Genomic DNA, 12,886 nt, shown 5'->3' on the forward strand with positions numbered 1-12,886 from the left:
AGGTCGCCTTCTTGCTGTTTATTTCTCGTCGCGGAACGTATTCGTAATCGAGCCAAGCTTCTCGATTTCGACGGTAACGACGTCGCCGTCTTTTAGGTATACTTGTTTCTCCGGCGGGTAGCCGAGAACGACGCCGGCCGGCGTTCCGGTCAAGATGATATCTCCCGGATAAAGCGTCATATGCTGCGAAATGTAGCTGACGATTTCGTCGCAGTAGAAAATCATATCCGACGTATTGGAGCTTTGGCGTACTTCGCCGTTGACGATGCATTTGATATCCAGCGCGTTCGGATTGCCGACTTCGTCCGCCGTCACGAGATAAGGTCCTACCGGGCTGAAGCCGTCGCACGATTTGCCAAGCAGCCATTGATGAGTGCGGAGCTGCAGGTCGCGGGCGGAAACGTCGTTTACCGGCGTATAGCCGAATACATAGTCCAGGGCGGAAGCTTTATCGACGTATTTGGCTTGTTTGCCGATGACGATGACGAGCTCGGCTTCATAATCCACTTTTTGCGATACTTTCGGCAAATAGACATCGTGGCCGTGCCCGGTAATCGTATTGTCGAATTTGTTAAACAAAATCGGATATTCCGGAATCGGCGCGTTCGTTTCTTCGGCATGCTTTCGATAGTTTAAGCCAACGCAAATGATTTTGCTCGGATTCGTGACGGAAGGGCCGAACGTAATGGTTGCTTCGTCGAGCAATGCCGCTTGACGGGCAGCTTCGTTCGCCAGGGCTTGATCCGCAAGCGCCTGCAATGCCGCTACAGCGGCTTGTCCGCCTGCAATCGCCGCGTGAATATCCTTCGGCGCATTAGCCGCCGCACCGGCAGGGAGCGCAGCGGCCGCGGCAGCTACGTCGATGATGCCTTGCTCGGTTTTGATGCCGAGCGCGTTTTGTCCGTTTTTCTTGAACGTTAATAACTTCATGGATCAGTTCCTCCTTAAATATCAGGTTGCAAAGTACCTGAATGATCTTCGAAGCGAGACCCCTACTTTGTGGGGCTGCTTTATGCGTTTTTCCCGAAGACGACGCCGCCGTCAATGTAGAGCGGCGAGCCCATCATGAACTTGGAATCGTCGGAAGCGAGGAATACAGCCGCTTTCGCCACGTCCTCCGGGCGTCCGAGGTCGCCGCTTAGCTGGCGCGTTTTGAGCGATGCATAGGCCGCTTCCGGATCGTCGTACGATTTGCGCAAGTAATCTTCAACGAACGGCGTGAGAATCGTGCCTGGCAGCAGCGCGTTGACGCGAATGCCGTAAGGCGCGTAATCGACCTGCATCGATTTCGTCAGCGCGAGCACGGCGCCTTTCGTTGCCGCATAAGAAGCGCGGCGCGCAAGCCCGATTTCGGCGATGCAAGACGACATGTTGATGATCGAGCCGCTTTTTTGCTCCATCATGTGCGCGACGACATATTTGGACGGCAAGTATACGCCTTTGATGTTGACCGTCATGACGCGGTCCCATACCTCGGGCTCAACCTCATGCAAAGCGCCGACGCCGCTGATGCCGGCGTTGTTGAACAATACGTCGATGCGTCCGTAAGCCGCGATCGCCTGATCGACCATCGCTTTGACGGAATCGGGGTTCGTCACGTCCGCCTGAATGAGCAGCGCTTTGCCGCCCGCAGCCGTAATTTCTTCGACCGTTTCGGTTCCTTTGGCCGCGTCCAAATCGTTAACGATAACGGTGGCGCCTTCTTTGGCGAACAAGAGGGCCGTGCTTTTGCCGATTCCGGAGCCGGAGCCCGTAATGAGCGTAATTTTACCTTCCAATCTCATACCATTCATCTCCTAAAAGTAGAATAAGTCCGCAGCTTGCCGGAAGAAGATCAAGTATATCCCCTTGATAATTTTCTGGCCAAGCCGGAAGAATGATCAAGCTTAACTCCTTGATAATTTTCCGGCCAAGCCGGAAGAATGATCAAGTTTATTTCCTTGATAATTTTCCGGCCAACTTACAAATTTCCTGAACGACACTCTCTTTCTTCAGCTCCCATTGATGCTGCGGCATGGAGCTGCTGACGGCGGCGACGATTTTGCCGTTGACATCCCGGATCGGCGCGGCGGCGCAGCAGAAGCCGATGACCGATTCCTGCAAATCGAAGGCATAGCCCTGCCGCTTGACGGCTTGAAGCTGATCCCATAGCTGCTGCCTCGAGGACAACGTGTGCGGCGTCAGCATCGCCAGGCTTGCGCTTTCGTCTGGATACAGCCGCTCGATCGCGGCTTCCGGCAAGTCGGAGAGCATCGCTTTGCCAAGCGCGGTTGCGTGCGCAGGAAATCGCATCCCGGGCTCGGAAGCGAGCCTGACCGGCGTCGGAGCTTCTTCCTTGGCGAGATAGAGCACCTCGCTGCCGTCGAGCTTGGCAAGCTGGATCGATTCGCCGATCGTTTGCTTTACGACGGCGGCTTCCTGATGGAACGCATCAAGCAAACTGAACTGCTGAATCGAAGCCGAGGCCATCATGGCCAGAGCGGACCCGATCCGGTAGGTGTCATTTCGCTCCCGCGTCACCCAGTTGAGCTTTTCCAAAGTAGCCAGCAGCGAGAACATCGAGCTTTTGTTAATGTCCAGACGTTTCGCGAGGTCGATCAGCCGCAATTGTCCCGGCTGCTCCACGATGGCTTGCAATATAAGGTCGGCTCTGGCGATGGCCGGCACCCAATATTTTTCGCTCATCACCACACCTCTCTTTACGTCGGTTTATTATAATAAACCTGGTTTATAAAATGCACACCTTCATCATACCACCCGCGCGGAGTAGGGTCAATGCGATCGATCGGATTACGATCCGTGATCTCAGACCGGGTTACGCCGCATACAGATAGCTTTGTTTGAATTCAAAATGTTGTACAAATTGCAGGAACTGTAGTGTAAATCCGCATTTTGGAGAGGGAATCTTGCATTCCATACAACAATATCGTCAGAAATCTCCCGGTTCCGCTGAAAATGCTGCACGCGGTACAACTTTTCGTAATCATCCGCTTAGGTTTCGATCGATTGTTGCACCATTTACAACATCTCAAATTACAACATTCAAAACGAACAACATCTGTATTGACGAAAAAGAGAAACTGGATGTATGATCCAATTAACATTCATTTTACCTTTTAGCGAAGGGGCGGTTCGGATGAGGCTGCTGACTCATTACCTCAACATGCGCCAATATGCTGCACAAGCTGTTGAAGGGGAATCGGCGGAGATTACGATGGAAGAGCTGACGCGTGTTTTTGACTGCACGAAGCAGAATGCGCGGCATATTTTGCGTCACATGGGAGAGCACGGGTGGATCGAATGGCACCCTGGCAGCGGGCGCAGCAACCGTTCGCGGATGACGCTGCTGAAATCGCGCGAGCAAGTCATCTACGAAGCGGCGGAGATCACGCTTGCGCGAGGCGACTGGCTGGAGGCGATCGAGCTGGTGGAGCCGCTCGGCGAGGACTATCGGGTTCAACTGCGGGGCAAGCTGTCTGGGCAGCTCGGCTGCCGAATGGAGGAGTCCGGGGGCAAATCGTTGTATGTTTTACGGCTCCCGGTCGCCGATTTGGACGGGTTTGCGGATAGCTTCGCGAAAGAAACTTTCGACGGGCTTGTACGTTGGAACCGAAAAACAATGGAGATCGAACCGCTGCTGGCGCACGACTGGGAGTGGAATGAAGAGCGCACGACCATCACCTTGTTTTTGCGAAACCATGTAAGGCTTTCTCATGGCAGGGAACTAACGGCCCGCGACGTCGTGCACACGCTGCAAGGAATGAAGAATCCTGCTGCGGATTTTCCGATTCGCTGGGTATTCGAACGGGTACTGGAAATTAGCGCGGTTGACGATTTAACGGTGCACATCGCATTGAACGAACCGGACGAGCTGCTGCTCCCACTGCTTAGTACTATGCCAATCTTCGCTGCACCGGGCGATTCCGAATCCGAGTTGTCCGAACCCCGCATCGGAACCGGGCCCTTTCAAATCGTCGAGCAAAAAGCAGACAAACTTGTACTCGCCGCGAATCCAGCCTATTTCCAAGTAAGTCCGCAGATCGACCGGATCGAGCTGTGGAGGGTAGGGAACGCGGAGGTCGATGCGACGGCCAAGGCTGCCGGATGCAGAACGTACGACCTGGAGGCGGGCGTATTCCGTTTCCTGACGCTGAACCTGCGGAAGCCGGGAATGATGCAGCGGCACGAGCTGCGCCAGGCGTTATTGTACGCGATCGATCGCGAGGCGGGGGCGAATGAGCTTGGCATGCGATGCCCGGTGCATAGGCTGGTCGCAAAACCGGGAAGCGAAGAAGAATCGGACTACCACCCGAAAAAAACGCGAAAGCTGCTGCGCGAGAGCGGGTATCAGGGCGAGAAGCTGTTGCTTCTCGCAGAGGATACGGCGGAGAACCGGAGTTTGTCCGCATGGCTGCAGGATGTTTATTCGCAGTTCGGCATTGGGATCGAATGCGCTTTTATCCCCGGAGCGGAATGGGGATCAGGGCAGGGATGCCAGGAAGCGGATATGATCATTTCCGACGTGCGCACCGACGGTAACCCGGAGTTGGCTTTGTTACGTTTGCTGCATGACGAGCATTGTCCGCTGCTGCACTGTTTGGACGGCGCGACAACGGCTTATATCAATCAGGCGCTGCAGGCGATACGGACCGAAGCGGCGGGCAAGGACCGCCACAAGCTGTTGGCCAAGCTCGAAAACAAGCTGAATGCGCTTGGCGCTTTCACCGGATTGTTCCATGAGCGGTTGTCGGTCCGTGTTCCAGGCGAGCTTCGAGGCATGCCTGACAAGGCGCACACCCCGATTGATTGGAAGAACGTATGGTTTCGCACCGGTTAAATGATAAAGAGGGGCAATCCTAAAGCCATAGATGTGGCTCAGGATAGCCCCTTTCTGCTATCTTCTCAGCAAAATATCGTCGAATTAAGACGGAGCGAGCCGTTTATCCTTGGCGGGAAGCTTGCTTTCGGCTTCCAATCCGAGCTTTTTCAGCAAAACGATCGCCTGCCGCTTCTCCTCTTCGGACAAGCCGCTTAACGTATCGCAGATCAGATCGGCGTGCTGAGGGAAGATCGCCTCCATCGTCTCCTTGCCTTTGTCCGTTAAGGCGGCGTGAATGACGCGGCGATCGGTGGGGCAAGGCTCCCGGCGCAATAAGCCGCTCTGCTCCAGCTTGTCGATGACATACGTCGTATTGCCGGAGAACAGCAGCACCTTGCTGCCGATTTGCTGCAGCGCTTGCGGCCCTTTATGATACAGCAGTTCCAGCACGGCGAACTCGGTCGGATTCATGCCGTATGTTTTGATGCTGCCCGTGGTCCGTTCCGCGATGCTTTTGAACGCCTTGGCCATGACGCGGTACAAGTGCAGCGATGTCTCCGTTTCCGGACTGTGCCTTATATCCAAATCAAATCACCCTTGAGTTCATCATAATTAGTCATATATTAGGCTATCCTCTTCCCTAAGTCAATGATCGCGCACAACCGGAAATCCGACGGATACGGGACTACATGCCTCCGTGTTATCTCGTATTGACAGTGGCATTTTATTTCGGTAGAATTTGATTAAATTTTAATATATAAAATTTTAAATAATTAATTTTGAGGAAATAAGGAGGATATCAAAATGAGTAACATTCTCGTGGTGTATTACAGCGCATACGGTCACATTTTCCAAATGGCAAACGCGGTGGCAGAGGGGGCTAAGGGAGTTCCGAATACGCAGGTCAAAGTCGTGCGCGTGCCTGAATTCGAAGCCGTGAAAAAAGCGATGTCGGCACAGGAGTATTATGTCAAAGCACAAGAAGCGCAAGCGCATATTCCCGAGCTGACGCAGGAAGACTTGAAGTGGGCCGACGGCATTATTTGGGGCATTCCGACACGGTACGGCATGATGCCTGCCCAAATGAAGCAGGTGCTCGATGCGGCCGGGGGATTGTGGGCGACCGGCGCGCTTGAAGGCAAAGCAACATCCGTCTTCTCCAGCTCCGGCTCCATCCACGGCGGTCAAGAAGCGACGATTCTCACCTCGATCGTTCCGCTGCTGCATTTTGGCTTGATCTACGTTGGCCTGCCTTACGGCGAAAATCCGGAGCAGTTGACGTCCCACGGCATCGGCGGATCGCCTTACGGCGCTTCGACCGTTGCCGGGCCAAGAGGGGAAAACTCGCCGGATGTCCGCGATTTGACGATGGCCGGACGTTTGGGCGCCCGTGTCGCCCGCATAGCGGAAGCGTTGAAAGCGGCGAAGCAATAAACTTCGTCGGCCGACGGCATTCATATTGCAGACGATGCGATAAATTCTGCAGCAAGGCTGTAGGTGAAACAAGACATTCAAACGGAAGGCGATAAGCCGATCCAGCTTGGATGTCTTTTTTGCATGCGCGTGAGTCGTCCGCCGTGCAGTACGAGCAATTACATTAGTGCGAACTCTTGTACGGTTTGGTATAATGAACAGTGGTTAATTCACGTCATATTCATGTCTCATATCTCATATCTTGTACATAGGCGGTGGACGGGTTGATGCAAAAGAAGGAGCAATTGATTCAAGCGTTCGAATCGTATATCCCGTGGTTGCGCCAATTGCAAAGCGTGCCGGAAGCGCGCTTGCGCGAACCGATCGCGGAGGGCAAATGGTCTCCCACGGAAATCGTCGCGCACTTGCTGTTCTGGGACCGAGTGATGCAGCGGCAGTTTTTTCCGTTTATCGCAGAAGGCGCCCATATCGAAAGCAAGGACTTCGCCGACTACGAATCGGTCAACCGCGAGGCGGGCGCGTATGCCCGAAGCGGCATCCCGATCGCGGCGATCCTCGATGAGTCGGCACGGGTCCGCGGCGAGCTAGTCGCATGGCTTGCGGGCAAATCCGAAGAGGAATTCGTCCTGCCGTTTACGATTAACGGCCACGACGAAAGCCTCCAACATTTGCTCGAAGATTTCACGGGCCATGACCGCCATCACCGCGAACAGATCGACCGCTTTCTCCAGGCAGCGGACGCATGAGCACACGTTCGATCACTTACGCGCAAGGCGTCGCGTTATATATGGGCGCGGTGCTCGGCTCAGGCATCCTGATCCTGCCGGGATATACGGCCGACGTGGCGGGACCCGCCTCGATCGTATCCTGGATCATCCTATCGCTGCTTAGCATCCCGCTGGCTTATACGTTCGCGAGGCTGGCGCTTAAAGCGCACGATTTCGGGGGCGTCTCGACGATCGTGCAGCAAGCGTTCGGAAGGACCTGGGGCGCGCTCGTCGGCTGGTTCTTCTTCGTTTGGGTCGCTACGGGGCAAACGGTTGTCGGCTTGACCGGAGCGGGGTACATCGTTGCCGTATTCGGTCTGCCCCATGCGTGGTACTACATTCTCGCATTTGCGTTTCTTGTCGTTGCGCTTGTCACAAACCTGCTCGGCATGCGGGCAAGCGGATTCGTATCGCTTGTGTTAAGCGGCGCGGTGCTCATTCTGCTGCTCGCGACGATCGGATTCGCGCTGCCGGTCACCGAGGCGGCTAAGTTCGAGCCGTTTGCGCCGCATGGACTAACCGGCATCGGCAAAGCGTGCGTGCTCATCTTCTGGGCGTTTTTCGGCTGGGAGAGCATTACGCATCTCGTGCCGGAGTTTCGCAGGCCGGAGCGGGACGTCATGCGCAGCACGTGGACGAGCGTATTCGTGATCGGGGCCGTGTACACGCTGCTGTCGTTCGTGACGGTGGGCACGCATACGTACGGCGATCAAGGCAAGCTGGCTCCGCTCGCGGTGCTGATGAGCAATTCGCTTGGGCTCAGCGCAAGCTTGGCAACCGCCGTCATCGCTTGCATCGTGTGCCTCGGCACGCTGAACGTCTACTTGGCCAGCTCGGCGCGGCTCGGCTACGCATTGGCGCGCGACGGCAACCTGCCGGGATGGTTTGCCGGGCTCAGCAAACGCGGCGTGCCGCAGCGAAGCGTATACTTCCTGTTCGGCACGAACACGCTTGTGCTCGTTATCAGCTATGTCGCCAGCGTACCGGTCGACCAGTTGATCATGGTGCCGACGACGCTGGGCATCTTCGTGTACATCGTCGCATCGCTCGCCTGCGTGAAGCTGCTGTGGCGCGACCGGATCGGACGATGGTCGGCGATCGCCGCATCGGCATGCTGCATCGGCATCGCGCCGTTTTCGACGGGATATTTGGCCGTTCCCATATTGGTCGCCGCCGGATGTTTACTATATTTGCGATGGAAACGCAGAACGGCGGAACTCGGTGGAACAGTAAATAATTGAAAAAGCGTATTCTCTCTTTGGCCGAAGACACGGTATAATCAAAGCATTCTAAAGGCCATGCTACCGATAAGGTACAACTTCGAATCGCACGTTCGGGTTGTGCCTTTTTTGCATTTCATTTCCCACATGTGGAAATGAGCTTGAATATTGAATTCAGTAAATAATTTCTGAATTTAAGAACCTATTTTCTTAATTTACCAAAAACACAAGGGTGCAATCGGAATTCAGAAACGATTTACTGTTTTTAGCCAAAATATTCTGAATTTCAGAAATTTTTTTCTGAATCTAAAGTTTAACGCGAATTTTTATCAGATTTTCAGAAATTATCTGCTGAATTTCAGCCAAAACTTTCTGAGTGGGATGATTGATTTGAGATTTTAGAAATTTCAGAAAATATAATTGATTGCATCGTCCACGCACTGTAAAATAAAGCTAAGACAAGACACGCAGCTTCTCACTCTTCATACAAGTGATGCTCTCACTGCCGTATTTCCTCGCAAAAAGGCTTCATCTTTTACGATGTCGCAACATATGACATTACAAACCGAACCTTTCGCATGAACAAATCGAGGAAGGGAAGATCGAGATGAAACCTGTCATCGGCATTTCCAGCACGAAAAAATCGCTGCGCCCTAATTCCGAGGGATGTTACGTCGGAGACGGGTATTTCAACGGCATCGCCCAGTGCGGCGGCGTTCCGTTCGTTCTGCCGCTCGTAGATGATGACGAGATGGTCTCTGAAATGGTCGACCGTATCGACGGCTTGCTGCTGTCCGGCGGCGAAGACATCGCGCCCCACCATTTCGGCGAAATGCCGCACGCCCAGCTTGGCGACGTCTACCCGCTCCGCGACCGCATCGAACTGGCGATGACACGTCAGGCGTTAGCCGCGGGCAAGCCGGTACTCGCGATCTGCCGCGGCATCCAGACGTTGAACGTTGCCGTCGGCGGCACATTGTACCAGGACATCGCCTCGCAGCTTCCGGAGGCCGGGCAGCATGTGCAGAAGGCGCCATACGCGGAGCCGACGCATTACGTTACCTTGAAGAAAGGAAGTCAGCTGCGCGATATTTTCGGAAACGATCGAATTTTTACGAACAGCTTTCATCACCAATCCGCCAAGGATGTTCCTTCCGGGTGGGAGGTTGTCGGGGAATCGGACGACGGGGTCATCGAAGCGATTGAAAGCGCTAACCATCGGTTCGCGATCGGCGTTCAATGGCACCCGGAGATGATGTGGGGCCGCGACGATGCAATGCTCGGTCTTTGCCGGAGATTCGTCGAGTCCGCCGCGCAGTGGTATAAGACGGTAGGATTTTAAATTAACATGAACTACGCCCATGACAAATGTCATCCGAAAGGAATGACGTTCATGCATTTCCTTTCATCGCCCCGCATAGTACGATACAAACATAAACATTCGGTGAAGGGGAAATAATTCAATGAACAATATGTCAATCCTGATCATGGTGCTCGTATTCGGGCTTATTTTATGGCGGAGGACACGCGCGATGCACGTCCCGATCAAAGGCTCGGGCTGGAGAATGCTGATTCCGGTTCTGATCTTGTCCGCCGGATTTACACAGCTCGCGAATCCGGAGCTTCATTTCACAGTCACGGAGGAATGGGCGGCCGTAGGCCTTGGGCTTCTGTTGTCGCTGCCGATGATTATGACGACCAACTTTGAAGTGCGGGAAGACGGACATATTTACGCGAAGAAAAGCGTTGCTTTCATCATTTCGCTGGTCGGATTGCTCGTATTCAGGCTCGTGCTGCGCAGCTATATCGACGGAATCGACGCGATGACGCTTTCCTACTTGTTTTTCTTAGTTGGTGTCAGTTATATCGTCCCATGGAGACTCGTCAGCTTCATCAAATTCCGCAAGGTCATGCAAGCGAGAGCAAACGCTTAAACCTTTTGGCGTGGCAATGACCGTACCCAATTGCATAATTCTCCGTCCCTGTCTAATAAAGCTAACGAATTCCAGTGGAGTTCCTTAGCTTTTTTTAGTATCCTTATATTCGCTAGCCTTTACAAAGTGAAATCATGGAAAGGAACACAATTCACCGAATGGGTCACGACTATCGATGCGATGACAGGGTGGGATCGGAATGGACAAACTAGAGCTAACTAAACTTCAAGATCTTCAAGATGCCTACGCTTCACTGTGTGGAATGACGTTACACATTACCGACAAATATGGAAGGTTCGTTACACGCCCGTCGGGCCTTAACGATTTTACGAGGTTGCTATTCGAACAAAAGCTATTCAGCCTTACGATACAGGAAGGCTACATCTATGTGATACGACAAACCTCGCAGCTGAAGCAGCCGATTTTTTACGATCAATTCAGCGGCATCAAATTCGCGCTCGCTCCTATCAAAGCGTTTAATCGGACGGAAGGGTACATATGGGCTGGACTCATTATCGAAGAGCAGACGAAGGAACTGGTCAAGCATAACAAAGAGCTGTTTATTGAACCTAGCGAAACCTGGCAGGATGCGTTCGACCGGCTGCCTGTCGTTTCGGCGGAACAGAAGGAGCTGCTGCTGAAACGGATGGGCTTGTTGGCTGAGATTGTTGCCGACATTATGGAATCTTCCAAGCAAGCGGACCAGCGCCGCCGCGAAATCGCGATCATGTATGAAATGGCGAATGCCCGCCCAACCCAGCGCTTGCTGGATGAAAAGATGAGCAATCATTTGTTCGGCGTATTCGGCGAGGCCGATTTTGTCGGTTATGCGGAAAAATTCGAGGACGAGCGGTACAAGCTATCGTACGTATACGGCAACAATGTGGAATCGCTCAAAAATGCCGTTTTTTCTGCGGGCGAAGGTTTTCTCGGGCAAATCGCGATGACGGAAAAATATGCGTATTGGGAGCATATCCAATGGGACCCCCGCGTATTGTTTTTTAAAATGCGCCATATCGAGCCGAAATGTCTCGCCGCATATCCCGTTCATCAAGACGGAACGATCGTCGGTATCTTGTTCGTAGGCAGCACGTGGAGCGAGCGGCTGGATTTCCGGCATATCGAATACGGCGAAATCTTTTCGCTGCTGCTCGGTTCGAACATCACGATTCAAGGGCTTCGCGAAGAGCGGCAGAAGCAGACGGAAAGGCTGTATTCCATTTTTAATATTTGCCAGGTTGTTTCTTCGATTCAAGATATTAAAAGAATTCTGCTCATGTATGTTGAGGTTGCAAACAATACGTTTGGCGGAGAGTTCGCTACAGTCATATACCGCGCGCCGGATTCCGGGGAGATGACGGTCATTTCCCGCAACATGGATGCTGCCTTGTCACAGCGTTACGTTAAATCGGTAACGGACCGGTATTTGGGCAGGCAGAGCCAAGCATCGTCCAGCGGGCCGCCGTATTATTCGGAAATGCCGGATGTCGTCGTCATGGAAATTCCGATCGTTTGCGAGGGCGTCGTCTTAGGCGTATTTGCAGCGGCTGCGGCGAATAAAAGGAAATTTGCCGAATACATATCGTTTTTCACCGCGTTAAATCTAGTGGTGCAATTTTCCGTCGGCCGGATTTTGGAGAAAGAGCAGCTGGAGAAAAGCCGTTTCCTGAGCCATGAATATATGGCCGAGCTTAAAGAGCTTGCGCTGAAGTTCGCCGAGGAACTGAACTTATCGGCCGAGGAGACGGAACGTATCCAGCAGGCTTGCCCGTATATTCAATATGAACCGGGATATTTGTACGCGATCATTAAAAACGAAGAAGTCATTCGGATTGTCAAGGACTGTCAGCTCCTCTTGAATGACGCTTTACCGCCGAACTCCTGCCAGCGATTAAGCACGAACATGCCTGTGCAGATTATTGCGATCGCGTGGAAGTATATCGCTTCCGGCAAAAAGCTTGAGGCGCTCGATAATTCATTCGCGTCGATCGAACCGGAGCTTCGCAAACGATTTTTCGATTTTATCAATGGACGCACCGTTCATTCATGGTATGGCCGCCCGCACTCCGCAAGCCCGGACAAACACGAAATTGCGCTTACGCCAAGGGAAAGTGAAGTGCTTAATTTGGTCATTCACGGGATGAGCAATACGGAAATTGCCGCGAGGCTGTTCATCAGCTCGCACACGGTCAAAAACCACATTACGAAAATTTTCGAGAAGCTGGGCGTCAACGACAGAACGCAGGCGATGGCGAAAGTGTATCGGAAGGGACTTGTTCGTTAAATGTATGCCAATGGACGGTGCCAGCCGTTCTTTTGTGGGAAGGGAAGGGCTCTTCGAGCAATCGAAGGGCCCTTTTTGGGCTGTGAGGGCCTTTTTTGTCTGAGAAGGGCCTTTGCTATGTGGGACTTTTTTGTCTAAGAAGGGCCTTTTTTGGTTGGTGAGGCTTTTTTGTCTGGGAATGGTCTTTTAGGTTATTAAGGGCCATTTTAGCTCGAAGGACCTTTTAGAGGTTTGCAGTGATTTTGTGGGCAGAAGTAATTTTCGGATTCTACCTTGTTCAGAAAATAATTACTGAAATTCAGAAGACATTTTCTTTTTTTGGTAGCGTCAAGAAGTTTGTGTAAGTCAGTAGGGTAGTGCGTCGAGATAATGGATAATCTCTGTTACTTTGCGAATATTCAGAATACATGGTCGGCGGCGAGCGTAGC

11 protein-coding genes are annotated in these 12,886 nt (G+C 52.8%); 7 read left to right on the top strand and 4 right to left on the bottom strand.

Annotated elements, in window-relative coordinates; translation table 11 throughout:
- Nucleotides 1–18: 18 nt before the first annotated feature.
- From AC0LWM_RS30730 to AC0LWM_RS30740, 3 genes are all read right to left on the bottom strand, one after another.
- A complete protein-coding gene (locus AC0LWM_RS30730) occupies nucleotides 19–930 on the bottom strand; it encodes a fumarylacetoacetate hydrolase family protein (protein WP_474678858.1) in 912 nt (303 codons plus the stop codon).
- Between the two features lie 80 nt (nucleotides 931–1,010).
- A complete protein-coding gene (locus tag AC0LWM_RS30735; protein WP_474678859.1) occupies nucleotides 1,011–1,784 on the bottom strand; it encodes an SDR family NAD(P)-dependent oxidoreductase in 774 nt (257 codons plus the stop codon).
- Nucleotides 1,785–1,932: 148 nt separating this feature from the next.
- The gene (locus AC0LWM_RS30740) at nucleotides 1,933–2,685 is read right to left on the bottom strand and encodes an IclR family transcriptional regulator (RefSeq protein ID WP_474678860.1); all 753 of its coding nucleotides are present in this window, start codon (nucleotides 2,683–2,685) and stop codon (nucleotides 1,933–1,935) included.
- A 451-nt stretch (nucleotides 2,686–3,136) separates the two neighbouring features.
- Here AC0LWM_RS30740 and AC0LWM_RS30745 point away from each other — a divergent pair, with 451 nt between their 5' ends.
- Entirely contained in the window at nucleotides 3,137–4,837 is a 1,701-nt protein-coding gene (locus AC0LWM_RS30745; RefSeq protein WP_474678861.1) for an ABC transporter substrate-binding protein, read from the top strand.
- 84 nt (nucleotides 4,838–4,921) lie between these two features.
- On the opposite strand, the gene AC0LWM_RS30750 is transcribed toward AC0LWM_RS30745, so the two are convergent.
- Nucleotides 4,922–5,350, bottom strand: a complete 429-nt coding sequence (locus AC0LWM_RS30750) for a MarR family winged helix-turn-helix transcriptional regulator (RefSeq protein WP_474678868.1) — start codon at nucleotides 5,348–5,350, stop codon at nucleotides 4,922–4,924.
- Between the two features lie 273 nt (nucleotides 5,351–5,623).
- On the opposite strand from AC0LWM_RS30750, the gene wrbA reads away from it, so the two are divergent.
- The 6 genes from wrbA to AC0LWM_RS30780 all read left to right on the top strand — a co-directional run bounded on the left by wrbA (nucleotide 5,624) and on the right by AC0LWM_RS30780 (nucleotide 12,458).
- On the top strand, nucleotides 5,624–6,253 hold the full coding sequence (gene wrbA / locus AC0LWM_RS30755) for an NAD(P)H:quinone oxidoreductase (RefSeq protein ID WP_474678862.1): 630 nt from the start codon (nucleotides 5,624–5,626) through the stop codon (nucleotides 6,251–6,253).
- A gap of 266 nt (nucleotides 6,254–6,519) precedes the next feature.
- A complete protein-coding gene (locus tag AC0LWM_RS30760) occupies nucleotides 6,520–6,999 on the top strand; it encodes a DinB family protein (RefSeq protein WP_474678869.1) in 480 nt (159 codons plus the stop codon).
- Nucleotides 6,996–8,261, top strand: a complete 1,266-nt coding sequence (locus tag AC0LWM_RS30765; protein ID WP_474678863.1) for an APC family permease — start codon at nucleotides 6,996–6,998, stop codon at nucleotides 8,259–8,261. The genes AC0LWM_RS30760 and AC0LWM_RS30765 overlap by 4 nt, the downstream gene beginning before the upstream one ends.
- Nucleotides 8,262–8,847: 586 nt before the next feature.
- Nucleotides 8,848–9,582 (top strand): gamma-glutamyl-gamma-aminobutyrate hydrolase family protein, encoded by a 735-nt coding sequence (locus AC0LWM_RS30770; RefSeq protein WP_474678864.1) that lies wholly within the window; start codon nucleotides 8,848–8,850, stop codon nucleotides 9,580–9,582.
- 121 nt (nucleotides 9,583–9,703) lie between these two features.
- Nucleotides 9,704–10,174, top strand: coding sequence for a CcdC family protein (locus AC0LWM_RS30775; RefSeq protein WP_474678865.1), 471 nt, complete (start codon nucleotides 9,704–9,706; stop codon nucleotides 10,172–10,174).
- Nucleotides 10,175–10,373: 199 nt separating this feature from the next.
- Nucleotides 10,374–12,458: a LuxR C-terminal-related transcriptional regulator gene (locus AC0LWM_RS30780; RefSeq protein WP_474678866.1), complete on the top strand. Its 2,085-nt coding sequence runs from the start codon at nucleotides 10,374–10,376 to the stop codon at nucleotides 12,456–12,458.
- Nucleotides 12,459–12,886: the final 428 nt, after the last annotated feature.

It is taken from the genome of Paenibacillus sp. sgz302148 (assembly GCF_056120465.1).